Source organism: Streptomyces sp. NPDC052496 (genome assembly GCF_040679095.1).
Classification (GTDB): domain Bacteria; phylum Actinomycetota; class Actinomycetes; order Streptomycetales; family Streptomycetaceae; genus Streptomyces.
In genome coordinates, this window is sequence record NZ_JBFAUH010000010.1 from 108,724 (window position 1) to 132,447 (window position 23,724).

The 23,724-nt window shown below is 71.1% G+C and carries 24 protein-coding genes; 13 read left to right on the forward strand and 11 right to left on the reverse strand.

Translation table 11 applies throughout. From position 1 onward, the window contains the following. Nucleotides 1-127: 127 nt before the first annotated feature. From AB0L45_RS15795 to AB0L45_RS15815, 5 genes are all read left to right on the forward strand, one after another. Nucleotides 128-622: a hypothetical protein gene (locus AB0L45_RS15795; protein WP_365840074.1), complete on the forward strand. Its 495-nt coding sequence runs from the start codon at nt 128-130 to the stop codon at nt 620-622. Continuing rightward, complete coding sequence (locus AB0L45_RS15800) at nt 619-1,044, forward strand: transcriptional regulator (RefSeq protein WP_365840075.1); 426 nt, start codon at nt 619-621, stop codon at nt 1,042-1,044. Before AB0L45_RS15795 ends, AB0L45_RS15800 begins: the two co-directional genes overlap by 4 nt. Then, complete coding sequence (locus AB0L45_RS15805) at nt 1,041-1,940, forward strand: ABC transporter ATP-binding protein (RefSeq protein WP_365840076.1); 900 nt, start codon at nt 1,041-1,043, stop codon at nt 1,938-1,940. The genes AB0L45_RS15800 and AB0L45_RS15805 overlap by 4 nt, the downstream gene beginning before the upstream one ends. After that, on the forward strand, nt 1,937-2,809 hold the full coding sequence (locus AB0L45_RS15810; RefSeq protein ID WP_365840078.1) for an ABC transporter permease: 873 nt from the start codon (nt 1,937-1,939) through the stop codon (nt 2,807-2,809). Before AB0L45_RS15805 ends, AB0L45_RS15810 begins: the two co-directional genes overlap by 4 nt. Nucleotides 2,810-3,030: 221 nt before the next feature. Further along, complete coding sequence (locus AB0L45_RS15815) at nt 3,031-3,480, forward strand: nitroreductase family deazaflavin-dependent oxidoreductase (RefSeq protein WP_365840080.1); 450 nt, start codon at nt 3,031-3,033, stop codon at nt 3,478-3,480. 325 nt (nt 3,481-3,805) lie between these two features. Here the strand turns inward: AB0L45_RS15815 and AB0L45_RS15820 are convergent, their stop codons facing one another. Beyond that, a complete protein-coding gene (locus AB0L45_RS15820) occupies nt 3,806-4,075 on the reverse strand; it encodes a hypothetical protein (RefSeq protein WP_365840082.1) in 270 nt (89 codons plus the stop codon). A 127-nt stretch (nt 4,076-4,202) separates the two neighbouring features. Continuing rightward, nucleotides 4,203-4,355, reverse strand: a complete 153-nt coding sequence (locus AB0L45_RS15825; protein WP_365840084.1) for a hypothetical protein — start codon at nt 4,353-4,355, stop codon at nt 4,203-4,205. Nucleotides 4,356-4,400: 45 nt separating this feature from the next. Here AB0L45_RS15825 and hemC point away from each other — a divergent pair, with 45 nt between their 5' ends. Together hemC and AB0L45_RS15835 are read left to right on the forward strand one after the other, a co-directional pair. Continuing rightward, nucleotides 4,401-5,336 carry a hydroxymethylbilane synthase gene (gene hemC / locus AB0L45_RS15830; RefSeq protein ID WP_365840086.1) on the forward strand — a complete coding sequence of 312 codons (936 nt, stop codon included), beginning with the start codon at nt 4,401-4,403 and terminating at the stop codon, nt 5,334-5,336. A 129-nt stretch (nt 5,337-5,465) separates the two neighbouring features. Continuing rightward, the gene (locus tag AB0L45_RS15835) at nt 5,466-6,050 is read left to right on the forward strand and encodes a hypothetical protein (protein WP_365840087.1); all 585 of its coding nucleotides are present in this window, start codon (nt 5,466-5,468) and stop codon (nt 6,048-6,050) included. Between the two features lie 67 nt (nt 6,051-6,117). Here AB0L45_RS15835 and AB0L45_RS15840 read toward each other — a convergent pair whose 3' ends face one another. From AB0L45_RS15840 to AB0L45_RS15875, 8 genes are all read right to left on the reverse strand, one after another. Then, on the reverse strand, nt 6,118-7,302 hold the full coding sequence (locus AB0L45_RS15840; RefSeq protein ID WP_365840089.1) for an acyl-CoA dehydrogenase family protein: 1,185 nt from the start codon (nt 7,300-7,302) through the stop codon (nt 6,118-6,120). Nucleotides 7,303-7,368: 66 nt separating this feature from the next. Further along, a complete protein-coding gene (locus AB0L45_RS15845) occupies nt 7,369-8,334 on the reverse strand; it encodes a 3-hydroxyacyl-CoA dehydrogenase NAD-binding domain-containing protein (protein WP_365840090.1) in 966 nt (321 codons plus the stop codon). Between the two features lie 11 nt (nt 8,335-8,345). Continuing rightward, nucleotides 8,346-9,086, reverse strand: coding sequence for an acetoacetate decarboxylase (locus AB0L45_RS15850; protein ID WP_365840092.1), 741 nt, complete (start codon nt 9,084-9,086; stop codon nt 8,346-8,348). Next, nucleotides 9,083-9,907, reverse strand: a complete 825-nt coding sequence (locus tag AB0L45_RS15855; RefSeq protein WP_365840094.1) for a crotonase/enoyl-CoA hydratase family protein — start codon at nt 9,905-9,907, stop codon at nt 9,083-9,085. The genes AB0L45_RS15850 and AB0L45_RS15855 overlap by 4 nt, the downstream gene beginning before the upstream one ends. Next, a complete protein-coding gene (locus AB0L45_RS15860) occupies nt 9,904-11,208 on the reverse strand; it encodes a CoA transferase (protein ID WP_365840096.1) in 1,305 nt (434 codons plus the stop codon). Before AB0L45_RS15860 ends, AB0L45_RS15855 begins: the two co-directional genes overlap by 4 nt. A gap of 232 nt (nt 11,209-11,440) precedes the next feature. Then, nucleotides 11,441-12,355: a LysR family transcriptional regulator gene (locus tag AB0L45_RS15865; RefSeq protein WP_365840098.1), complete on the reverse strand. Its 915-nt coding sequence runs from the start codon at nt 12,353-12,355 to the stop codon at nt 11,441-11,443. 10 nt (nt 12,356-12,365) lie between these two features. After that, on the reverse strand, nt 12,366-13,403 hold the full coding sequence (locus tag AB0L45_RS15870; RefSeq protein ID WP_365840100.1) for a CPBP family intramembrane glutamic endopeptidase: 1,038 nt from the start codon (nt 13,401-13,403) through the stop codon (nt 12,366-12,368). 187 nt (nt 13,404-13,590) lie between these two features. Continuing rightward, nucleotides 13,591-14,559, reverse strand: a complete 969-nt coding sequence (locus tag AB0L45_RS15875; protein WP_365840102.1) for a D-alanyl-D-alanine carboxypeptidase — start codon at nt 14,557-14,559, stop codon at nt 13,591-13,593. Nucleotides 14,560-14,966: 407 nt separating this feature from the next. On the opposite strand from AB0L45_RS15875, the gene AB0L45_RS15880 reads away from it, so the two are divergent. From AB0L45_RS15880 to AB0L45_RS15905, 6 genes are all read left to right on the forward strand, one after another. Continuing rightward, nucleotides 14,967-16,607 (forward strand): sigma-70 family RNA polymerase sigma factor, encoded by a 1,641-nt coding sequence (locus tag AB0L45_RS15880; RefSeq protein WP_365840104.1) that lies wholly within the window; start codon nt 14,967-14,969, stop codon nt 16,605-16,607. Between the two features lie 587 nt (nt 16,608-17,194). Continuing rightward, a complete protein-coding gene (locus AB0L45_RS15885; RefSeq protein ID WP_365840106.1) occupies nt 17,195-18,247 on the forward strand; it encodes a ParB N-terminal domain-containing protein in 1,053 nt (350 codons plus the stop codon). Between the two features lie 391 nt (nt 18,248-18,638). Continuing rightward, nucleotides 18,639-19,526, forward strand: coding sequence for an SGNH/GDSL hydrolase family protein (locus AB0L45_RS15890; RefSeq protein ID WP_365840108.1), 888 nt, complete (start codon nt 18,639-18,641; stop codon nt 19,524-19,526). 82 nt (nt 19,527-19,608) lie between these two features. Next, a complete protein-coding gene (locus AB0L45_RS15895; RefSeq protein WP_365840110.1) occupies nt 19,609-20,883 on the forward strand; it encodes an acyltransferase in 1,275 nt (424 codons plus the stop codon). A gap of 156 nt (nt 20,884-21,039) precedes the next feature. After that, nucleotides 21,040-21,633, forward strand: coding sequence for a TetR/AcrR family transcriptional regulator (locus tag AB0L45_RS15900; protein ID WP_365840112.1), 594 nt, complete (start codon nt 21,040-21,042; stop codon nt 21,631-21,633). Beyond that, a complete protein-coding gene (locus AB0L45_RS15905; RefSeq protein WP_365840114.1) occupies nt 21,630-22,397 on the forward strand; it encodes a nitroreductase in 768 nt (255 codons plus the stop codon). Before AB0L45_RS15900 ends, AB0L45_RS15905 begins: the two co-directional genes overlap by 4 nt. A 43-nt stretch (nt 22,398-22,440) precedes the next feature. Here the strand turns inward: AB0L45_RS15905 and bla are convergent, their stop codons facing one another. Next, entirely contained in the window at nt 22,441-23,361 is a 921-nt protein-coding gene (gene bla, locus AB0L45_RS15910) for a class A beta-lactamase (RefSeq protein ID WP_365840116.1), read from the reverse strand. Between the last annotated feature and the right edge of the window lie 363 nt (nt 23,362-23,724).

Here is a 23,724-nt window from a genome sequence, read left to right on the forward strand (position 1 = left end):
TCGCCGGGTTCGCCTTCCCGTTTCGACTTGCCAGGCAGGAAAGTCTGCGCTAACTTTCCTAGTGGGAAAGCTGGCGGCCGGGGCTCCGGCCGCCGGAGATTCGGCGCGTCAAGGTCTGAGGGGGGCGATGTGCGTGAGCACACCGGTGGACGCCGAGAAGGCATGGGCGGATCTGCAGAGAATCCGCGTACCGCAGGAGCGGGTCTACGACGAGTTGGAGCGCTGCTCCGTGACGGGGCGGCGGGCATACCTGCCGATCGCGGCGGTGATGTGGGGCTATCTGGCCGTCAGCGGGCTCGATCTCCCCAAGTGGTGCCTCTGGGTGATCCTGGCGGCGTACGTGGGCGTGCTGGCCGCCATGGGAGTGCGCGCGAGCCGCAAGTCGCGGGTGCGGCTGCACCGTTCGCGCTACACCTGGCGCGTGTACGCGGTGTTCGTCGCGGGTGCCGCCCTGGGCGGGGGGAGCATAGGCCTCAGTTCCTGGCTGGTCGAGTGGGCCGGACTGCCGTACGGCAGCCTGATAGAGGCCACCCTGTGCGCGGGCCTCTTCCTGCTCGTCACCGCGCCCGCCAACCGATGGGCCTTCGCCCCGATGCGCAGCTACGACGGGAGCCGCCGATGAGCACCCCCAGCGGATTCGACGAACTGATCCACCCTTCCACCCGGCTCTCGGTGGTCGCCCTGCTCGCCGCCACCGAATGGGCGGACTTCCCCTTCATCCGGGACAGCCTCTCGCTCAGCGACTCGGCACTCTCCAAACAACTGCACACGCTGGAGGAGGCCCAGTACCTGGAGATCCAGAAGGAGGGCGGCGGGCGCAAGCGCCGTACCAAGGTGCGGCTCACCGCCCGGGGCCGGACCGCGTTCGAAGGGCACGTGGCGGCGCTGCGCGCGATCGTCGAAGGGGCCGGGACGAGCCCGCCCACAGGCACCGTGACCTCCTCGCCCGCAGCCGAGCCGGCCAGCGCCGGCTCAGTGCGTGCGGACTCCGCCCGTGCGGACGCCGCGAGCACCCGGCCGATGCGGACGGAGGCCCGCCGATGACCATGCCCGAACCGGTCGTACGGGTCCGCGACCTGCGGATGTCCTACGGCTCCAGGGAAGTGCTGCAAGGCGTCGACCTGGACATCCAGCGCGGCGAGATCTTCGCCCTGCTCGGCCCGAACGGCGCCGGGAAGACCACCACCGTCGAGATACTCGAAGGCTTCCGCCGGCGCTCGCGCGGTGACGTCCACGTTCTCGGTACGGACCCGGTGCGCGGCGACGACGCCTGGCGCGGACGCCTCGGCCTCGTCCTCCAGTCCTGGCGCGACCACGCCAGATGGCGGGTGGGAGAGCTGCTGGGGCACTTCGCCGAGTACTACCCCGACCCGCGTGACCCGAGAGAGCTGCTCGGACTCGTCGGCCTGACCGCGCAGGCGAACCAGCAGGTGGGCAAGCTCTCCGGCGGCCAGCGTCGCCGGCTCGACGTCGCCCTCGGCATCGTCGGCCGCCCCGAGCTGCTCTTCCTCGACGAACCCACCACCGGCTTCGACCCGGAGGCGCGGTACGAGTTCCACGTCCTGGTCGAGAAGCTCGCCCGCGACGAGGGCGTGACGGTCCTGCTCACCACCCACGACCTCAGCGAGGCCGAGCGCCTCGCCGACCGTATCGCCGTGCTGGTCGACGGGCGTATACGCGTCTGCGGCACCCCCGCCGAACTGGCCCGGCAGGCCGCGGCGCGCGCCGAGGTGCGCTGGACGGCCCAGGACGGGACCTCGCGCAGCGAACGCACCGAGGACCCCTCCCAGCTGGTGTGGGAACTGCACCGTGACATCGGGGGACCGATAGCCGACCTGGAGGTGCGCCGCCCGACGCTGGAGGACACCTACCTACACATGGTGAACACCGAGTACCGACACCCGGCCGACTCCGGGGACCGAGAGGACAGTGCCGCATGAGGGGGACGGGAGCGCAGCGCATCCTGCGGGCGGGGGTCCGGCGCGGTGGCATCGAGCTGCGCCAGCTGCTGCGCAGCAAGAAGGAGCTGGGCGGCCATCTGGTGAACGTCGTGGTGGCCATCGTGCTGGCCGTGACCATCGACGATCCCGTGCGGGGCACGCAGCTGCCGATGGGCCACCTGATGATGGCCGGGTTCTCCGCCTACCTGCTCTTCCAGCTCGGTGTGGTGAACATCCCGCAGATGCTCGTCACCGAACGCGAAGAGGGCGCGCTGCTGCGGTTGCGGGCCACACCGGGCGGTATACCGGCGTACCTGGTGGCCAAGGCACTGCTGATCGTGGGCATGGCCGTGGGCAACCTCGTCCTCCTGCTCGTGGCCGGCGCGGTGCTGGCCGACGGCCCGTTGCCGGCGAGCCCCGCCCAGTGGCTCACCTTGTTCTGGGTCACCGGCCTCGGGCTGCTCGCGGTGGTTCCGCTCGGCGCTGCGATAGGCGCCGTCCTGCCCAACCCGCGGGAGGCACTCGCCCTGATCATGCTGCCCTCCATGGCGCTGCTGATCATTTCCGGGACGATGTTCCCGGTCACCCGGCTGCCTCAGGTCGTACAGCAGATAGCCGCGGTCTTCCCGCTCAAGTGGATGGCGCAGGGCCTGCGGTCGGCACTGCTGCCGGACAGCGCCCTCGCCGCCGAGGCGTCGGGGTCCTGGCAACTGCCCACGATCGCCCTGGTCCTCACCGCGTGGGCCGTCGTCGGCTTCCTCCTCGCCGTGCCCCTCCTGCGCAGGACCACCCGCCGCGAGTCCGGCTCCCGTCTGGCAGGCCGCCAGCACAAGGCAGCCATGAGCGGAGCGGGAGCACCGGCGCGGTAGCAGGAGGTCAGCAGTACCGAGCGGGGAGTCGGTCACGCCCTGCGCGCACAGCGCCCGGCCCGTACGTCCGTCGCCGGCCGCGACACCCGGCGGGATGATTGCGGGCGCCCCCCTTGTTGAGGAAGGGTCAGGACGGTCACGGCGGCCGGTGGGCCGCGGACGGGGCCGTACGACACGACGCCCGCACGGGCGGACGACGATACGACGATGGGACGGATGCCATGCCACTTGAGGGCGAGTACGAGCCGAGCCCGGAGAAGTGGGTACGGGACCAGGTCGAGCTGTACGAGAGCAGCGGCGGCACCAAGGGGACGACGATGCGGGGCCTGCCCGTCATCATCCTGACCACCAAGGGAGCCAAGTCGGGCAAGATCCGCAAGTCTCCGCTGATGCGGGTGGAGCACGAGGGCACCTACGCCGTCGTCGCTTCTCTGGGCGGTGCTCCCAAGCATCCGGTCTGGTACCACAACATCGTGGCGGATCCTCGGGTGGAGCTGCAGGACGGTCCCGTACGCATGGACCTGGTGGCCCGTGAGGTCAAGGGCGAGGAGAAGGCGCTGTGGTGGGGGCGCGCGGTCGAGGCGTACCCCGACTACGCCGACTATCAGCAGAAGACCACCCGCGAGATCCCCGTCTTCGTCCTGGAGGCACCGGACCGGAGCCACAGCTGATGACCCCGCGGCGGTGTCCCGGCTGACACCGCCGCGGCCGGCACCGGCGCACCGCAGAGCGGCTCCCGCCGGAAGATTCCGGCGGGAGCCGCTCTGTCTGCGTTCCGTCATCCGCCACGGAGTGCCGGAACCGTGGGGCAGGCTTGTGGCGTGGCAGCGACCGCCGTCGCGATGCCCGGCGCAGGGCATGCGAACGCGTGCGTGAAGGGGAGGCGGCGGCCGGTGCCACAGAGCCGTCGGCGTGCGCCCGACGGTGCCCACGCGCCCCCGCGCCGCGGGAACGGGCGCGGGGCGCGGCCGGCGGCGGGCCGACGCGACGTGCGGGTCAGCGCCAGACGGCCTTGAAGTAACGGCCGTAGTCGAATTCGCCACTCGCCTTGCTGTGGGCGTACGCCGCGCCGGTGGAGGTGACGCCCGTGGGGCCGCCGACGTTGTAGTGACGGTACCCGCCGAGCGTGTTCTCCGACGAGTAGCCGCCGGAGCCGTACGCGCCGCCCGCGACGGCGCCGCCGCCCGAGTCGGCGGCAGCGGGCCCGGCGGCCAGGAAACCGGCCGCCGTGACACCGGCGAGGGTGATCGCGACGTTACGAAGCATGTGTTTCTCCTGAGGGTGAGGTGGGTGGACCTGACGAGATGACCTTGACCCAGCCCTCGCCGGTCCGCACGCCGGGACGGGCGAACGGGGTGACGGCACCCCCGCGACCCGCTCTCCACGGCCTTTCTCACCGGTCGTCAGCAGGCGGACGCCGCCCCAGGACGCGACCGCTGCGGTGCCGCGCGAGCCGTTGATGAAGGCGCCGTGCGCGCTCCAGCTCCTGACGGAGCACCAGCAGCCTGGTGCCGATGCCGGTGCCGATGCCGATGCCGTCGTCCAAGTGCCTGAGGCCGGCGCCAGGGGCCGACGCCCTATGGTGTACGCCATGTCCGCCCCTGAACTGATCCGCATCGTCTCGCGTTCCTCTCCCATGGCCCTCGCCCAGGTGGAGCGCGTACGAGCCGAGCTGGCCGCTCTGCACCCCGGAATCCGTACGGAGGTCGTGCCGGTCACGACGTCCGGAGACCGCTGGACGGGTGATCTGTCCGCACTCGGCGGGAAGGGCGCCTTCACCAAGGAGGTGGACGCCGCGCTGCTGGCCGGGGAGGCGGACCTCGCCGTGCACTGCGTCAAGGACGTACCGGCGGACCGCCCGCTGCCCGCCGGTACCACCTTCGCGGCCTTTCTCGAACGGGACGACATCCGCGACGCCCTCGTCCACCCCGGCGGGCTCACCCTCGGCCAGCTGCCCGCCGGCACACGGATCGGCACGTCCTCCGTACGCCGTGTCGCCCAGCTCGCCGCCTCGTACCCGCACCTGAGGTGCGTGCCGATGCGCGGCAACGCCAACCGCCGCCTGGAGAAGCTCCACGCGGGGGACGCCGACGCCCTGCTGCTGGCCGTGTCCGGGCTGGACCGCATCGGCCGCCGCGACGTGATCACCGAGATCCTGCCGGCCGAGACGATGTGTCCGCCCATCGGCGCCGGGATCCTGGCCCTCCAGTGCCGCGAGGACGACACCGGCACCATTGACGCGGTCAGCGCGCTCGGCGACCGCGACACCTTCCGGGAGGCGACCGCCGAACGGATGTTCCTGCACGTCCTCCAGGGGCACTGCAATGCGCCGATCGCCGGGTACGCGAGGACCGAGCGCAACGGCGAACTGTCGTTGCAGGCCTGCGTCTTCACCCCGGACGGCAAGACCGTGCTCAACGCCCACGAGTGGGCCGGGCCGCTCGACCCGGCCACCCTGGGCACGTCCGTGGCGGTCACACTGCTGCGCCAGGGCGCGCGCGACCTCATCGACTCCATCGCCCACTGACCGGCCGCCGACGTACCGCGGGCAGGCCCGTCCGTAACTCCAATGGGTCTGCTTTCGGCGGATCGGGTCATGTATGGGACCGGCCGTCCCTACGGTGCCGTTGTACGCACACGGCACGGGAGGAACGGCATGACCCACTCCATCGACCTGGAAGAACTGGCCTTCGTCGCGTCCGTCATGGAACGGGCGCACCGGCTGCTCGACGCCGAGGAGAAAAAGCTCCCGCCGCGCACGGCGGACGGCCTCGAAGGGCCCGGCAGCCCTCATCAGACGCTCCTGGGCGCAGGCGAGCTGACACATGGGGCCGACGACGCGGTGCGGCGGATCGCCCTGGCGATCGGTTACGCGTGCGCCGGTCTGCACAGCCACGCCCTGCGGGCGGCGCACCACGCGCACCTGCCCCCGCGCAGCGTGCCGGGCGGTACGGACCGGATGGCCAGGCCTCTCAGCTCGGGCACCATCGAGGCGCTGAAGCTGGTACGGCAGGTGTCCGACTTCTTCGGGGAGGGGCTGCGGGAGCACATCGACCGGTCGCTCGCGGCCCCCGAGGCGACCTGGCCGCCCGCGGACTGGAAGCAGTACGACGAGGAACGCATGAAATCGGCCGCCGCCGTCGCCTCCGCACGGGCCGGCGCCGCCCGCCCTGTCTCCTCCCGCACACCCCCGGCCGCCGCCCCGGCCTCCGCGTCACCCTCGGCCCCTCCCACCTCATGACGACCGCCACCGCGGACACGCCGACGCCGCCCCCGTACAAGCGGGAGCGGTGTCGGCGTGTCTGCGGTTACGCGAAGGCGCTGAGCCCGGTGATGGACTTGCCGACGATGAGGGTGTTCATCTCGCGGGAGCCCTCGAAGGAGTAGACCGCCTCCGCGTCGGCGAAGAACTTCGCGATCTCGTAATCGAGGACGATGCCGTTGCCGCCGAACAGCTCGCGCGCCCAGGCGACGCACTCGCGCATCCGGGTCGTGGTGAAGGCCTTGGCCAGTGCGGCCTGTTCCGCGCCGGCCTGCCCGGCGGCGGTGAGCTGGTTCAGGCGTACGACCATGCCGAACATGGCGGTGATGTTGCCGAGCATCTTGACCAGCAGGTCCTGGATCATCTGGAAGGCGCCGATGGGCTTGCCGAACTGCACACGGTCGACGGCGTACTGGCGGGCGAGTTCGTAGGCGCGTACGGCCACGCCCAGCGCCTGCCAGGCCACTCCGCCGCGGGTGCGCGCCAGGACGGCGGCGGTGTCGCGGAAACTGTTGATCCGCTGGAGCCGGTTCGCCTCGGGGACGCGGACCTCGTCCAGCGTGATGTCCGCGTTCTGCACGGTCCGCAGCGCGATCTTGCCCTCGATCTTCGTGGCGGTGAAGCCGGGGGTGCCCTTCTCCACCACGAATCCCTTGACGTTGCCGTCGGCGGTGTCGCGCGCCCAGACCACGACCACGTCGGCGAAGGTGCCGTTGCCGATCCACCGCTTGGCGCCGTTGAGGACCCATGTGTCGCCCTCGCGCCGGGCCGTGGTGCGCATCCCGCCGGCGACGTCCGAGCCACCCTCCGGCTCGGTCAGGGCGAAGGCGCCGATGCTCCGCATCGCGGCCATGTCCGGCAGCCAGCGGTCACGCTGCTCCTGGTCGCCGCCGCCGTGGATGGAGCCCATCGCCAGGCCGTTGTGCACCCCGGCGAACACCGCCAGGGACGGGTCGACGCGGTTGAGTTCCAGGTTGAGGAAGCCGGCGAACAGCTCACTGCGCGGGCGGCCGTCACCGTACTCGGGGTAGTGGTATCCGGCCAGCCCCAGCTTGGCGATCTTGTCGACCGCCTCGAAGGGGAACTCCGCCCGGTCCCAGGCGTCGTTGGCCAGCGGCTTGATCTCGGCCTCCAGATAGGCGCGGATCGCGGCGAGCTCGGCGCGCTCGCCGTCGTCGAGGAGGTCGGCGAAACCGAAGAAGTCGGGGGTGGGATTGGCGGGCTTGGGCATGGGGTGCTCCTGGATGTGCTCGTTGTCGCTGTGTTTCGTGTGTGGGGCCGGTACCGGCTGCCTGCTTCAGGCGCGCTCGGCCCGGCCGAGTACGTCGTTGAGGGCGAGCTGCTTGCGGTCGCGCAGCGCGGCGCGCTCCCGGTAGGCGTCGGGGCCCTGCCCGTACGCGGCTTCGGTCTGCGCGACGACCGTGGCAGTGGCGGCGGCATCCAGTTCCGGGTGGCCGAGACGCTGCCAGCCCTCCACGAGACCGGGGCCGAGGTGGTCCAGCATGTGCCGGATGCCGCCGGGGCCACCGCCGAGGTGGAAGCTCTCGAACGGCCCGACGGTGGCGTACCGGCCGCCCAGCGACGCCTTCATCACGGTGTCCACCTCACCGGCGTCGAGCACACCGGTGAGCACGAGGTGCATCGCCTCCTGGAGGATGGCACCCTGCAGCCGGTTGGCCGCGAACCCGGGCAGCTCCTTGTGCAGCCGTACCGGCGTCTTGCCCAGCGCCCGGTAGAAGGCGGTGACGGCGTCGACGGCCTCCTCGGAGGTGCGTTCACCGGGCACGATCTCCACCAGCGGGACGAGATGCGGCGGGTTGAAGGGGTGCGCGACCAGCAGCCGGGCGGCGGTCCCGTCGGGCAGCGGCGCGGCGATGGCGGTGGCGACGATGCCGGAGCTGGACGTGGCCAGCAGGGCCCCGGCGGGGGCGTGCCGCGCGATGTCGGCGAACAGTCGCTGCTTGAACTCCAGGTTCTCCGGGCCGTTCTCCTGCACGAGGTCCGCGTCGGCGACGGCTTCGGCGAGGTCGTGCGTCGTACGGATACGGCCGCGCAGCTCCTCGGCATCGGAGCCGGGCAGCCCTTCCGCAAGCATCGGCAGCGCCTCGGCCACGGCTTCGTCCAGGTCAGGGCGTGGATCGGTGACGGTCACGCGCAGGCCGTGCGCGGCGAACAGGGCGGCCCAGGACAGACCGATGGTGCCCGCTCCGACGATGGCCACGGTGCTGACGGGGGAGGCGGTGTCGCGGTGGGTGGGGGACATGACGGTGCTCCTCAGGCGTGGGTCAGGTAGTCGTGGACGGGTACGGCGCCGGCCAGCGTCAGGTCGGTGACGATGTGGCTGGCCGAGACGACCTCCCGTACGGGCAGGTCGGCCAGCGGGGCCAGGACGTGCTCGAACAGCTGCAGCCGGGCGGGGCCGGTGTACGCCTCCTTGACCACCAGGTCGGTGATCTCGGTGCGTACCAGTTCGCAGACGCGCGGAGCGCCGTCGTAGCCCGGCACGATCTTCAGCATGTAGGTGGGCACGGTGATCTGCGCGCGGGCCGCTTCGAGGTCCAGCGGACGGTGTTTGTAGCCCATCGTCGCGGTGGCCACCCGCACGCTCCCGTAGTCCAGCGTCCCCACCAGCGCCGCGTGGTCGGCGTACAGCGCGGGTGAGCCCATCACCTTCGGGTAGGCGCTGACCTCGCGGCCCGCCGCGGTGGCGGGGAAGTTGTCGAGGTACATCGCGTGCAGGTATTCGCCGCGCTCGTCCCCGTGGCGGACGGGGATGGCCTGACCGGCCTCGACGTACGGGCCGTAGGCGGTCACGTCGCCCATCTTCATGACCTCGAACCGCACCAGCGGCTCGTCGACACGCAGCGGCTCCGGGACCACTGCGCGCAGCGCCTCGGCGTCGGTGCGGTACACGATGTTGAGGTACTCGCGGTCGGTGAAGCGGGCGGCGGCGGGGGCGTAGGCCGGGGCGGTGAGCGGCGTGTTCAGGCTGCCGAGGATCTGTTCGCGGTTCATCGCGCGCTCCAGCGGGGCGCCCGCTTCTCGCCGAAGGCCCGTACCCCTTCGGCGAAGTCCTCCGACCGGATCAGCCTGCCGATCGCCGCCGCCTGCGCGGCGAAGGCGTCGGGCTCCGGGACGCCGTCCGCCTGGCGGACGACCTCCTTCACGGCGGCCAGCGCCAGCGGCGCGTTCCGCGCGACGTCCGCGGCCAGTTCCAGCGCGGTGGCCAGGGCCCGGCCGTCGTCGGTGACCTGGTTGACGATGCCGAGCGCGTGGGCGCGTTCGGCGGTGACGGTACGGCCGGTCAGCAGCAGCTCCATCGCGAGGTGGTACGGGATGCGCCGGGGCAGCCGCAGCACGCCGCCGCCTCCGGCGATCAGGCCGCGCTTGACCTCGGGGAGCGCGAACCGCGCGCCGTCCGCCGCGACCACCAGGTCGCAGGCGAGGGCCAGCTCGAAGCCGCCGCCCATGGCGAAGCCCTCGACCGCCGCGATCAGCGGCTTGGTGGTACGGGCTTCGACGAGCCCGGCGAATCCCTTGCCGGGAATGTTCACGCGCTCGCCGCGGGCCGCCGCCTTGAGATCCATCCCGGCGCTGAACGTGCCGCCCGCACCGGTGAGGACACCCACCCGGAGGGCGGGGTCGGACTCCAGGGTGTCCACGGCGGCCGCGATGCCCTCGGCGACCGCCGCGTCCACGGCGTTACGGGCCCGGGGCCGGTTGACGGTGACGACGAGTGCGCTGCCGGCGTCTTCGTCGCCCGTGCCCAGCGGCTCGTACCGTACCTGGACCGGCTCGTCGCCCGCTGCGGAGTCCGGGGAGACCGGGGTGCTCATCGCTGTTCCTCCTTCTCGGTGTCGTCGGACCGCGCGGACCGGGGCGCCGTCGTGGTGGTGGGGTTCGCGGCGCGGGCCAGTTCGGCGAGGACTTCCTCCGTGTGCTGGCCGGGCAGCGGCGCGTGCCGGCGTACGGAGGCGGGCGTGGCGGAGAAGGCCAGCGGCACGCCGACCACGCGGTAGGCGCCCTCGCTGGGGTGCTCGGCCACATCCATCAGGTGGCCCTCGCGGACGTACGGGTCGTCGGGCGCCTCGTCGAGCCGCAGCACCGGTCCGACGGGGATGCTGTGCTTGGTGCACACCTCCATCCACTCGGCCGTGGTCAGCTCCGGCGTCACCGTCTCCAGCAGTTCGGCCAGCGCCTCGCCGTCGCGTACGGAGTCGATGAACTCACCGTTGACGCGCGGGTCCGCGGCGAGGTCGGCCCGGCCGGCGGCCGCGAACAGGTCACGGAAGTTCTGCGGGCCGTACGGAATGATCATCGCGAGGCCGTCCTTGGTGGGCCGCGCCCGGTGCCCCTTGTTCATGGACAGCGGGAAGCCGGTCGGTCCCATCGGCGGCTCGTAGATGGCCCCTTGCAGGTGCTCGACCAGGTTGAACGCCAGCAGTGTGTCCACCATCGGCACCTCGACGTGCTGCCCCTGGCCGGTCGCCCGCTGGTGCACGAGGGCGGCCAGCGTCGCGTACACGATCGACAGCGCGGCGACCTTGTCGGCGAAGATGCTCGGCAGCACCACCGGAGCGCCCACGTCACCCGCGCGCTGCGCCAGGTCCAGCAGTCCGGAGGCCGCCTGGACCGTCTCGTCGTACGCGGCCAGCTGCGCCCGGTCGGAGTCCGGCCGGAAGCCCTGGGCGTGCGCGTAGACGAGGTGCGGGTGGGCGGCGGCGAGACTGTCGTAGTCCATGCCCAGCCGGCGCAGCGCGCCGATGCGCATGTTGGTGATGAGGATGTCGGCCGTGCCGATCAGCTCCAGGGCGTGGCCGCGGTCGGTGTCGTCCTTGAGGTTGAGCGTGACGCTGCGCTTGTTGCGGTTGACGTTGAGGTTCAGCGGCGTCATGCCGGGCGTACGGTGCAGGGTGCCGACGCGCACGGTGTCGTTCGGGGACTCGATCTTGATGACGTCGGCGCCGAGGTCGCCGAGGATCTGGGCGGCGTACGGGCCCATCACGACGGTGGCCATGTCGATGACGCGGACCCCGGCGAGCGGCCCGGCGGGCCGGCCCGCGGTGCCGTTGGCGCTGCCGTCCTCGTCGGCGCCGGGGCGCGCCGCGGTTTCTTCCGTGGGTGTTACGGGTGCCATCACCACTCCAGGTCGAAAAGCTCCGGGACAGGAAAAGGGGCGGGGATTGCGGTGTGTGCCGCGTTCCTTCGTCCACCGAAAACGCTAGTCCTGTGGGGAGGGTGTGCTCAATCGATGGGTGACACCGATACGCGAAGAACGGCGTGACCACAGTGGTCACGCCGTTCTTCGCGTCATTTATCCGAGGATTGGGAATTCCCTTTGCGGGGCCGCTGCCGCCTCGGCGGCCCGCTCAGTCCGTATCCGCCGCGTCCGGCAGCGCACACCGCGCTTCGCGCACCAGAACATGCAGGTCACCGTCCGGCTCGCCCCGGTCGCGCCGCCAGATCAGACCGGTCGCCAGCGACGGGGAGAAATCCGCGAACGGCAGCACCACATTCGCGTTGTTTCCGTACGTGTTCGCGTTGTTCTCGCGCTCCAGCAAGGTGATGCCGAAAGTCGAGCCGTTCGCCACCATTTCCGCGACACTCGCGTAATCGCCGATATTGAGGGTGATCTCCTTGTGAATGCCCGCGGCTTTCAGGCGTACTCTGATCTGCTCGAAATAGGTCGGCAGGGTGCCGGGGGCGGAACACACGTACGTGTAATCGGTCAGCTCGCTCAGGGCCACCGAGGTACGCCCGTGGAAATCGGCGGCCGGCAGCACCGCGCCCAGCGGCTCGTGCAGCAGCTCCACCACCTCGATGCCCTCGGCGTGCACGGGCAGGTGGACCAGGGCCATGGCGAGGTCGCCGCGCTGCACCGCGTTCAGGAGGTTGCCGCTGTTGCCGGGCCAGCGCTTGACGTCGAATTCCTCGGCGCAGCGTTCCTCCAGCCGCGTCAGACGCTCCCGCATCCGCGGATGCAGCGCGGGCGGCACTCCCACGTAGACGGCGCGTCGCTCGGGCCCTATCTCGCGCCGCAGCCGCCAGGGGATGTCGTCGAACCGGCCCAGTACGTCCTTCGCGATCGGCAGCAGCGTCCGTCCGGCGGGGGAGAGGGCCACATGATGGGAGTCGCGGTCGAAGAGCTTCTGGCCGAGTTCGCGTTCGAGATCCCGCACCCGCTGGCTCAGGGGCGAGGTCGCCATGTGCAGGTGGCGGGCGGCCTGGGAGAAGCTCAGGTGCTCGGCGACCGCCACGAAGTAGCGCAGGTGGAAGATCTCCATCGCACGGAGCCTACTCGCCGGGGTACGGCGGCTCCGGCACCCGGGTACGGGCGGCGCCCCGCCGGACGCCGGCGCGCCCCGGGCCCCCGTACCTCCCCGGGCCGGCTTCCCGCACCGCACTCCCGCCCCACTCCGGTCCGCCGGCCTCCCGCGCGTGAGCGGACGGCCGGAGCCGTCCGGTCAGCGCGAGGAAGGTGACGAAGGCGGCCATGACGAGCCAGCCGGGCCAGCCGGTCAGCCCCATGTGCACAGGATCCAGGGCAGCGTCCGGTGCGGCGAACACCTTCACCATGCCCACGCCGGCCGTGCTCACGAAGGTGTGCCCGAGGACCGCGGGCACCACCGACCCGGAGCGCAGCCGCAGCCAGGTGAAGACCGGCAGGACGAGCGTGCAGCTGATCACCATGGCGGGTACGGACACGTACCAGGGCCGGCCGGGATACTGCCCGCCCATCAGCAGCGTGGGCAGGTGCCACAGCGCGAAGGCGGTGCCGGTGCCCACGTACGCCCAAACCAGGCGCGGTCCCTTGCCGTCCCGGGCCAGGCGGGGGAAGAGGTAGCCCTGCCAGCCGATCTCCTCGCCGAAGAACAGCGGCAGGGAGATGAGCATCTGGAGCAGCATGGCGGTCGCCCAGGACCCGAGCCCGTCCCAGCGCACCCCGAAGGGATAGCGGCCGGCCACCGCACCGACGCCGAGCGCGACGGCGGTCAGCGCCGCCGGGACGGCGAGGGCCAGCAGGCAGGAGCGGGCGGTGCGGCCGTACGGCCGGGGCCACCGCAGGGCGAGGACGTCCCGGACCCGGCCGGCGCGCTCCACGTACCGCACCACGAGGAACGCGGCCAGCGCCGGCGCGAACATCGCGGCCGAGATGCAGACCTCCTCCAGCGCACCGGTCACCGACCGTGCGCTCTCCCGCCGGAAACCCGTGACCAGGAGGGGCGTCATGGCCGCCCACATACCCAGGTACGCCACGGCGAGGAAGACCAGGAGCCCGCGGCGGCGCGGAGCCGGAGGCGGGAGGGGAAGCGCCGGTAAGGAGTTGGTCATGGGCAAGGAGGCTAGAACTGCGCCGCGGTGCACAGAATGCGGCCGTCCCCCGGGTCCGGCCTGGGGGCAGCCCCACTACGGGAGGACGCTGGAGGGGCAGGGAGCTTCGTCCCGGTACGGTCCTGGAGAACGGCAAGGAAAAGGGCCCGCCCGCGGCCGGATGCCGTGGGCGGGCCCGCTCCATGCGTCAGACCTTGAAGCCGTAGTCCAGCAGCTTCTTCGCGTCGGTGGTGCGGTTGGCCGCCGAGGAGGAGGCGAGGACCGTACCGATGACCGTCTTGCCGTTCCGGGTGGCGGCGAAGACCAGGCAGTACTTGGCCTCCGGGCCCGAGCCCGTCTTGACGCCGATGGTGCCGGCGTAGCTGCCGAGCAGGTTGTTGGTGTTGGTCCACGACATGTAGCGGTAGCCGCCGCTCTTCGTCGTGACCTTCTGCTGGGTGGACTTCGTGCCCACCACCGTGCGGAACGTGGCGTTCTTCATCGCGCTGGAGGCCAGCTTCGTCAGATCACGCGGTGTCGAGTAGTTCGCACCGTTGCCGATGCCGTCGAACGAGTCGAAGTGCGTGTTCTTCAGGCCGAGGTTCTTGGCCGCGGTGTTCATCTGGCCGATGAACGACTTCACCCGCGCCGCCCGCGTCGACCCGCTGCCGAACTTGTCGGCCAGCGCGTACGCCGCGTCGCAGCCGGACGGGAGCATCAGCCCGTACAGCAGCTGGCGGACGGTGACCTTGTCCCCGACGATGAGCCGGGCCGACGAAGCGGTCTTGGCGACGATGTAGTCGCTGTACGCCTTGTCGACCGTGACCTTGGTGTCCAGGTTGAGATTCTTCTGGGACAGCACCACCTGAGCCGTCATGATCTTGGTGGTGGAGCCCATGGAACGGCGGCTGTCCGCCGCCTTGGCGAAGGCGGTCCTGCCGTTGCCGTTGTTCATCACGAAACCGCCTGCCGCGGTGATCGTGGGAGTGCTGGGCGCTCCGGCCTTCACCACGGTCTGCGCCTGCGCCTGGGCCTGTGCCGCGGCCTGCGCCGGGGTGGCCGGGGACGCCGCCACAGCCTGGGCCGGGGCGGCGAACGCCCCGGTCAGCAGGACGGCCCCCGCGGCGGTGACGGCCGTCGCGGACAGGCGACGCGCGCCCTTGATGCCAGTTTTCAACGTTTTTTCTCCAAATGCCGCTGAAGTACGGCCACATGAGAAGGTGGCTTTCTCGTGAGACGCACAAGTCCCGCCGAAGGATGCATGCGGCGGCGATTTTCCACCGATATTTCGGGAGTGGGCGACCGGGCGTCTCCCGTGAACCGTGCTTCCCGGTGACATCAACGACCCGCTACGAGCCCATGTCACGGGCCCTGGGTGTGCCCGCGTCAGCCGGGCCTCCGCCCCTCCCGGCGTACCCGGCGCGGACCGCACGGCGTCACCCGCCGTCGCCCGCCACCCCGTCGAATCGCCCTGCCGTACGCATCTGACGGACGATTGCTCGATTTCTGTTATCGGCTCCGTCCCCGCAGCATCTCCTGTGTGTGGGACGGAACAAGCCCGAACCGAAAGAGAGTGGACAGAGCGTGAGCAGCGAACTCGACCCTGCGGTGATTGCGGCCGCGCAGGCGGGCGACGGGCAGGCCAGGGACCAGCTCGTCGCCGCGTCCATGCCCCTGGTGTACAACATCGTGGGGCGCGCGCTGCACGGCCACGCGGACGTGGACGACGTGGCGCAGGAGACGATGCTCCGGGCCCTCGGCAGCCTCGGCGACCTCCGTGACCCCGGCAGCTACCGGTCCTGGCTGGTGGCCATCACGATGAACCAGATACGGGCGCACTGGCGGCAGGACCAGGCCGCACCCGTCAACGGCGGCCTGGACGACGCGTACGACGTCCCCGACCCCCGTGCCGACTTCGTCGGACTGACCATCGTCCGCCTCGGCCTGTCCGGGCAGCGCCGGGAGGTCGCCGAAGCCACCCGCTGGCTCGACGAGGGCGACCGCGCGCTGCTGTCCCTGTGGTGGCTGGAGGCGGCCGGCGAGCTGACCCGGGCGGAGGTCGCCGCCGCGATGGAGCTGACACCCCAGCACACGGCCGTACGGGTACAGCGGATGAAGTCCCAGCTCGAAGCCTCCCGCGTGGTGGTGCGCGCGCTGTCCGCCACGCCGCGGTGCGTCCTGTTGGACACGGTCGTCGAACAGTGGGACGGAGTGCCCTCCGCACTGTGGCGCAAGCGCATCGCGCGGCACGCCCGCGAGTGCACCGTCTGCTCCTCCTTCTCGTCCGGACTGGTGCCCGCCGACCGGCTGCTCGTCGGCCTGGCGCTGGTGCCGCTCGCCGCCGCCCTCGCACCGGACACCATGGAGAACCCGGTCCTCGCGGCCGCCACCACCCAGCAGCCCGCCGTGCCCGCGATGGCAGGCGGCACGGCTTCCTCTCCGGCCGCCGGCGGACGCGCCCAGCTCCGTGACGCGCTGCGCGAGAGCCGCCGGGTCCGCCGCCGCCGTGCCGTCACCGCGGCGGCCGTGGCCGCCGCCGCTCTCGCCACGGTCGGCGGCGCGCTGCCGCTGATCATCTCCGGTCCGGACGACGAACCCGGCACCGCACGGGCCGCCACGGAACCCCAGTCGGCACCCCTGGCCACGCCCCCGGCGACGAAACCCGCCCCTTCGCCCTCCAAGACCGCCGCCCACAGCCCGAGCCCCACCCCGTCGTCCCCATCCCCTTCCAAGGAGCCGCACACCCCGCGCAAGAAGCACACTCCCTCCGAGCCGGCCACCCCCGCGCCGCGCCCGTCCTCCGCCGCCCCCGTCCCGGCGTCCGGTGCCGCGGGCAGCGGGTCGGGCTTCGCCCAGCAGGTCACCTCCCTGGTCAACGCCGAGCGCGCCAAACAGGGCTGTGCACCCGTCCGCGCCAATGAACAGCTCGCCACCGCGGCCCGGCGCCATTCCCAGGACATGAACGCGCGGAACTATTTCGACCACACCAGCCCGGACGGCAAGGACCCCGGTGACCGCATCACCGCCGCCGGTTACCGGTGGAGCACCTACGGCGAGAACATCGCCAGGGGGCAGCGGTCCGCCGACGAGGTGATGAAGAGCTGGATGAACAGTCCCGGCCACCGGGCGAACATCCTCAACTGCGACTTCAAGGAAATAGGCATAGGCACCCACGACACGTCCGGCGGTCCGACGTGGACGCAGGTGTTCGGCGCGCGGAGCTGAGCAGCAGAAGAAACCGTACGGGTGAGGAGGCCGGCCCGGGCCCCTCACCCCGTACGGCCACCACGTAAGAATTTCAGGGCATTTCCTCACGGACAAGTAGCCGGAAATTGTCCGGAAGAAGGGCCGTCCCCCGCTCTGAGCAGGCCGGACAAGTGCTGGACAAGTCCTGGACAAAAGCCCCCTTCCCCGCTCCGGCGCGCCGCCTCAGCATCAGCAGCACGACGGCGCCTTCGAGCCACGGACGCCCGGCACGGGAAACCGGCCGTGTTCCGGCCGGGCCGGAGATGCCGTACGACCACGGCCACCCGGAACGACCCGGCTGTGGCGGCGCGGCGGCGGACCGGCGGCTTGGGGACGGGCCGCCGGGGCACCGGTCCGCCGCGCCGAGCGGGCGCCGGAACGGGAGTGCGCACGCAACGGGAAAGCACACGCCACGGAAAAGCACACGCAACGGGAAAACGCACGCAACGGGAAAGTGCTGCGTCGGCCCGGAACCGTGCTCGCTCTCCGCCCTTGCGCCGCCCGCGGCAGCAAGGGCAGAAACGGTACGGCACCGCCGGCCGCGAACGCGGACCGAGGAGGGGCACGTGGAACCCGGACAGTCACAGGTCGACCTGCACACGGTCGTCGACGTCGAGACAAGTTCCTTGTCGGTCAGCGATTCGCCGAGGATTTCGGGGGAGAACCAGGAACACATCGACCTGTTGGCGGTCGCCGACGCACCGCTGCCACCCATCGTCGTCCACCGCGACACGCTCCGGGTCATCGACGGCGTACACCGGTTGCGCGCGGCCGAGCGGCGCGGCCGGCACACCATCCCCGTACGCTTCTTCGACGGCGACGACGCGGACGCCTTCGTGCTCGCCGTCGAGTCCAACACCTCCCACGGGCTGCCCCTGACCAAGGCGGACCGGAAGCGCGCGGCCGAGCGCATCATCGCCTCGCACCCCGTCTGGTCGAACCGGATGATCGCCTCGATCACCGGCGTGGCCCCGGCGACGGTGGCCAAGGTCCGCCGGCGGATGCCGGCCGACGCGGCGGCCGAACGCCGCGTCGGGCAGGACGGCCGCTTCCGCCCGCTCGACGGCGCCGAAGGCCGCAGGCTGGCCGGCGAACTCATCGCCGACAACCCGGACCTCTCGCTCCGGCAGATCGCACAGCGGACCGGAATCTCACCGGAGACCGCGCGGGACGTACGCAACCGGATCCGCCGGGGGGAGAAACCCCTGCCGGCCGCGTACGGTGCACGCGGCAGGAGCGGTGGGCAACAGGGACAGGACATCAGCAGCCCTGCCAGCCCTGCCAGCCCTGACAGCCCTGTCAGTCCCGTCAGCCTCGTCGGCAAACGCTCGAAGGACGGCGGCGCGCCCGCCCGCCCCCGGATGCCCGTGGCGGACCGGCGCCGCGTGGTGAACCGCCTCAAGGGCGACCCGGCCCTGCGCTACAGCAACACCGGCCGCACCCTGCTGCGCCTGCTCGGCATCCACACCGTCAGCCCGCAGAAGTGGGAGGAGATCACGGCCGGCCTGCCGCTGAACCACCGGCAGACCGTCGCCCAACTGGCCCGCGCGTACGCGGACAACTGGGCAGAACTGGCCCAGCGCGCGGCCGAACGCGATGCGTCGGGAGCCACGCGCTGATCACCGGCGCGTACGGCGGCCGATCCAGACCGTGATCCAGACTCTGGTGCTCGTGGTCCTCGCGCTCGCCGTGGCGGCCCCCGTGACGGGCTTTCTGGCGACGCGGGTGTTCCGGGCTTGCCGGAAGGCGGGGGAGGGCGAGTGAGCCGGTTCCGTCGGGCGGTCGTCCTTGGGGTACGCGACCGCCCGGCGGACCGTTTGCCGTACGGGGTGAGCGCGCCCGTCGCGGCGCCCCCGTACACGGGGCGCGCGGCCCGGCTCGTACGCGAGGCGCGCGCTCCGGCCCGTCATGCGGTCGCTGTGTGAGCGCCGTGTGACGGGGATTCCCGCGGTATGTGAGCGGCGGATGACAAGCGGCCGCACCGCCCGGGCACCGTGTTTGTCTCGAAGCATGCACAGCAAGCACATGAAGCAGACCTCGTCCCCCGCGCAGCGCGTCACCACGCCCACCGCGTCCCCCACCCCCGCGCGCCGCTCCGGAAGGCGCAAGATCCCGGGCACGGCCGCCGCGGCCCTGATCGTCGCGGGGGCGTCCCTCCTGGCCCTCACCGGCTGCGGCAGCTCGACGTCCGGCAGCGCTGATGGAGCCGCCGCGTCGTCCGCGGGTGACAAGGACGGGAAGCACCTGTCGAAACTGCTGTGGATGGGCGACTCCATCGCCGGGGCGGAGGCCCCGGCGCTGGGCGCCGCCCTGAAGGCCGGCGGAGTGGAGTTCACGTCCATCGCTTCCGCGGGCGGCGGCACGGTGGTCAAGGGCGACGGCCCCACCGCCGAGTTCGCCGACGGCACCTTCAAGGACCTGTCCAAGGCGGTCGGGTCCTTCCACCCGGATGTCATCGCCTACCAGGTCACCACCTACGACTGGGGGACGCCCGCCCAGCAGAGCAGCTCCTACGAGCGCCTCGCGAAGGTCGCCAAGGACGCGGGCGCCGAACTCGTCATCGTCTCCGCCCCGCCGTTCAAGGTCGACGCGTTCTACAAGGGCCACGAGGCCGCCATCACCTCGGCGCCGAAGGCGGCCCAGGAGGCGGTGAAGAAGAGTGCGGGCCAGGCCCGCTTCCTCGACGCTTCCGCCCTCTGGGGCACCGACAGCGCCGCGGCCGAGGCTCAGCGGAGCAAGGACGGCATCCACTCCTGCCAGCAGGGTTCGGCGGCCTTCGCCAACTGGTTCGGGCAGCAACTCAGCAAGCACTACGCCTTCACACCCGCCCCGGCGGACCGGTGGGCGAAGGGCCCGTGGACCGGAGACAAGGTCTACGGCCAGCTGAAGTGCGGGTGAGCCCGTACTCCTTCGGCCGCCTCCCGGCTCGGGTGGCGGCCGCCCGTCCCACCCTCCTCACCGCCCTCGTCAGGACCCGTACATGCCGACGTCTGCGACCGCCCTGCCTTCCCGACGGCCTCCCGCACGGCTTCCCCGACGCCCCTCCCGCCGCCACGGCCGCCCCCGCGCGGCCACCTCGCACATCGCCCCCCTGGACGGCCTGCGCGGTCTCGCCGTCCTGGGTGTGCTGTTCTTCCACGCCGGTCACTTCAGCGGCGGCTTCCTCGGCGTGGACCTCTTCTTCGTCCTGTCCGGCTTCCTCATCACCGGCCTGCTGCTCAAGGAGGCCGCGAACCGGAACGGTACGGTCGCCCTCACTGCCTTCTGGGAACGCCGGGCTCGCCGCCTGCTGCCCGCGCTGACCGTACTGCTCGCCGGCGTGCTGCTCCTCGTCTGGACGGCCGGGCCGCCGTACCTGCTGAGCTTCGCCCTGGAGGACGGCCCGTGGGCCGCGCTCCAGGCGACGAACTGGCACTTCATCAGCGAGCAGGTCGGTTACTGGAACGACGGTGACACCCGCGTCTTCAGTCACCTGTGGAGCATCGGGGTCGAGTGGCAGTTCTACGTCGTCTGGCCGGCGGTGGTCGCCCTTCTCGCCAGGAGGCGTGCCACGCGCCGCCTCGTGCCCGTGACCGCCGCGGCCGGTGCCGTCCTGTCCCTCGTGGCCATGGTGGTTCTGGCGTACGGTCCGGACACCACGCGTGTGTACGAGGGCACCGACACCCGCGCCTTCTCGCTGCTGCTGGGCGCCCTGATGGCGACCGACCCGGCCCGCCGTCTGCTGTCGAGGGTGCCCGGCCGACTGGCCGACGGGCTCTGCGCCGTCCTGGTGTGCACCCTCGGCGCGTACTGGTTCCTGACCGACGGGCCGAACGCACCTTTCCTCTTCCAAGGCGGCCTCTTCCTCCACGCCCTGGCCGCCGCCCTGCTCATCGCCCTGCTCGCACACGCCCCGGCCGGTCCCGTCGGCCGCGTCCTGGGGAGCGGGCCGCTACGGTCATTGGGCGCCGTCTCCTACAGCTTCTACCTCTGGCACTGGCCGGTCTATCTGCTCCTCTCCGAGGAGGTCCTCGGATTCGGCGGCTGGTCCCGTACGGCGGTCCTCCTCGCGGTGTCCCTGGCCGCCGGGTGGCTGTCCAAGGTGCTGGTGGAGGATCCCGTACGGTTCAAGGCCCGCTGGGCCAGGGGCCGTACGGGCGCGGCCTGCCTGGCCGCCGCGCTCGCGGCCGTAGCCGGTGTCTGTCTCCTCGTCCCCGCACCGAACCCCGGTGCCGACGCGGTCGACCTCACCCAACTCACCGCGGGTTCCGGCTGACCACCGCGGCCCGGGGCATCCCCGGTCGGCCTCCCCTCCTTGTTTCCTTGCTCCGCGTCCGCTGATTGACGCCCTGCGTACCGATCGGTACCCTTCTGAAGGTCAGCGCGTACCGATCGGTACGCACCATGGCGTCGACCGCGAACCGGAGACCCGATGACAGAGGAACAACAGCGGCACTCGCCGGCCGGTCAGCGCGTTTGGGAGACCGCGTGCGACCTTTTCTACCGGGAAGGAATCCGTTCGGCGGGGGTGGCCGAGATCGCGGAACGCTCGGGCGTCGGAAAGCCGAGCATCTACCGCAACTTCGAGTCCAAGGACGGCCTCGCACTGGCTTATGTGAAAGCCAAGGCGGTGCCCCCTCGCGTCTGGCTGGAGACGGCACGCGCAGCCTGCCCGGACGACCCGCTGGCGCAACTGCGGCACGTCATCGCCGATATCGCCGACCAGATACGGGAGCCCGGGTACCGCGGCTGCGCTCTGGTGAACGCCTCCGTCGAATTCCCCGACCGTACCCACCCGGTACGCGTCGCCGTCGACGAGCTGAAGGCCGCGTACCTGGAGCTGCTGACGGACCTCGTCTCGCAACTCCCCGTACGCGACCACCGAACCCTGGGGTACATGCTCCAGATGCTGGTGGAGGGCGCCAGCGTCACCACCCAGATCTATGAGGCCGAGAAATCCGCCGACGCGCTGACAGAAGCTGCCGACCGCCTCATCAACTCCTTCCTCGATCCGGAGAAGCCGTGAGTACCGCCACCCGTTCGCCGGGCCATTCGCCCGGCCACGCCGAACAGCTGATACGCGCCCGCAGGGCGACCCGCGCATTCACCCGCGAACCGGTGCCCGAAGACACCATGCGCGCCGTCTTCGCCCTCGCGGGCGCGGCCCCCTCCAACTCCAACACGCAGCCCTGGCACGTCGAAGTGGTCAGCGGCGCGGCCAGGGACCGGCTGGGCGCGGACCTGATCGCCGCGCACACCGACAGGCGCATGTCACTGGACTTCCCGTACCGCGACGACCTGTACACCGGCACGTACGCGCAGCGGCGCCACGAGGCGGGCGCGGCGATGTACGGCGCTCTCGGTATCGGTCGCGACGACCATGAACAGCGCGAGGCTTTCCACGCCGAAAGTCTGAATTTCTACGGTGCTCCGCATGTGGCGTTGCTGTTCCTGCCGCCCAACGCCGAAGAGCGCATGGCCGCCGATCTGGGCATGTACGGGCAGACGCTGCTGCTGGCCATGACGGCGTACGGCATCGCCAGTTGCCCGCAAGGACTCCTGAGCTTCTACGCCGACACCGTCCGCGAGTCATTGGGTATGAACGGCACCGGTGGCACCGGTGGCACCGGTGGCACCGGTGGCACCGGTGGCACCGGTGGCACCGGTGGCGCCGGTCCCAACAAGCTGCTGTTCGGCATTTCCTTCGGCTACGCGGACCCCTCCGCCCCCATCAACAACATCACCGTCCCCCGCGCCGAACTGCAGGAGACCACCCGCTTCCACTCCTAGCCACAGGACGCACGCGCCGTACGTATCGCGTGTACCGCACGTATCACGTGAGCGTGGCCACCACATATCCGGCAGCCCGGGCAAGAAGGCTCTGGTCGTATGCGGCGTCCTTCGTCGGTTTGCTGGACATGACCGAGATGACGAGCGGCGGCACGGATTTCGGCGGCCACACGACGGCGATGTCGTTGAGCGTGCCGTAATCGCCCGTCCCGGTCTTGTCGGCCACGGCCCATCCCCGCGGCACGCCGGCCCGAATACGCTGCGCGCCGGTAGCGTTCCGTACCAGCAGATCGCGGAGGAAAGCGCGCTTGGCGGCCGGGAGTACGTTCCCCAGCACGATCTTTCGGTAATCGGTGCCGAATGCGCGCGGAGAGGTGGTGTCGCGCGGGTCACCCGGGGTGGCTTCCGTGATCGCCGGTTCGGTCCGGTCCATCCGGGTGACCGTGTCGCCGAGGCCGCGGGCGAACTCCGTCAGTTTTCCCGGTCCGCCGAGGTCGCGGAGCAGCAGATTTCCGGCTGTTCCGTCGCTGTGGCGGACCGCCGCATCGCACAGCCGGCGCATCGTCAGTCCCGTCGAAACGTGCTTCCGGGTGATGGGGGAGTGCTTCATCAGGTCGTCTTCGGTGTACGGGACGACCGTGTCCAGATGCGACAGCGGGTTGCCCCGCAGCACCGCCGCGGCCGCCAGCCCTTTGAACGTGGAGCAGAAGGCGAACCGTTCATCCGCCCGGTGCGCCACGGTACGACCCGTACCGGTGGCAAGCGCGTACACACCCAGCCGCGCACCGTACTCCCGCTCCAACTCGGCCAGGAAACGGTGTTGTCGTGCCCCCGTGGCCCCGGAAGGAGAGCCGGTGGCGGGTGCGGGAGTGGCGCTCCCGCCGCTCGCGCACCCGGCCAGCGGCACCAGCGCCGCCGCGCCTAGGAGAGCACGGCGGGAAAGGGGCGATCGCGATGGTGGCACAGGCTTCCTCCGTCGGTGCGCTGGGGGCTTATGGTGAGGGTAAGGCGGGGCGGCGCGGAGATCTTCTGTGCGGTCCGCCGTCCCGATGGGTATCGGTCACCATCTGCCGACTTGGGGCGTGGCATATGCCGAGGCGCGGCAGGGCCGGCCTCGTGGTGATCTGATCCCGCAGCTGATTAAGGGCATTCGCCTCGCACATCGGCACTCTTCCCGTTGACGCCCTCGTCGCTTCCGGTGCATGGCGAACGCGAAACGATTCTTCTGATTTTCGTACGTGAGTACATTCAGGTGTTATATGCACATGCCCCGCGGAGTCATTCCGGCCCCGCTATGCTCACTGCCGCGCAGCGAGTTGAGACGGCT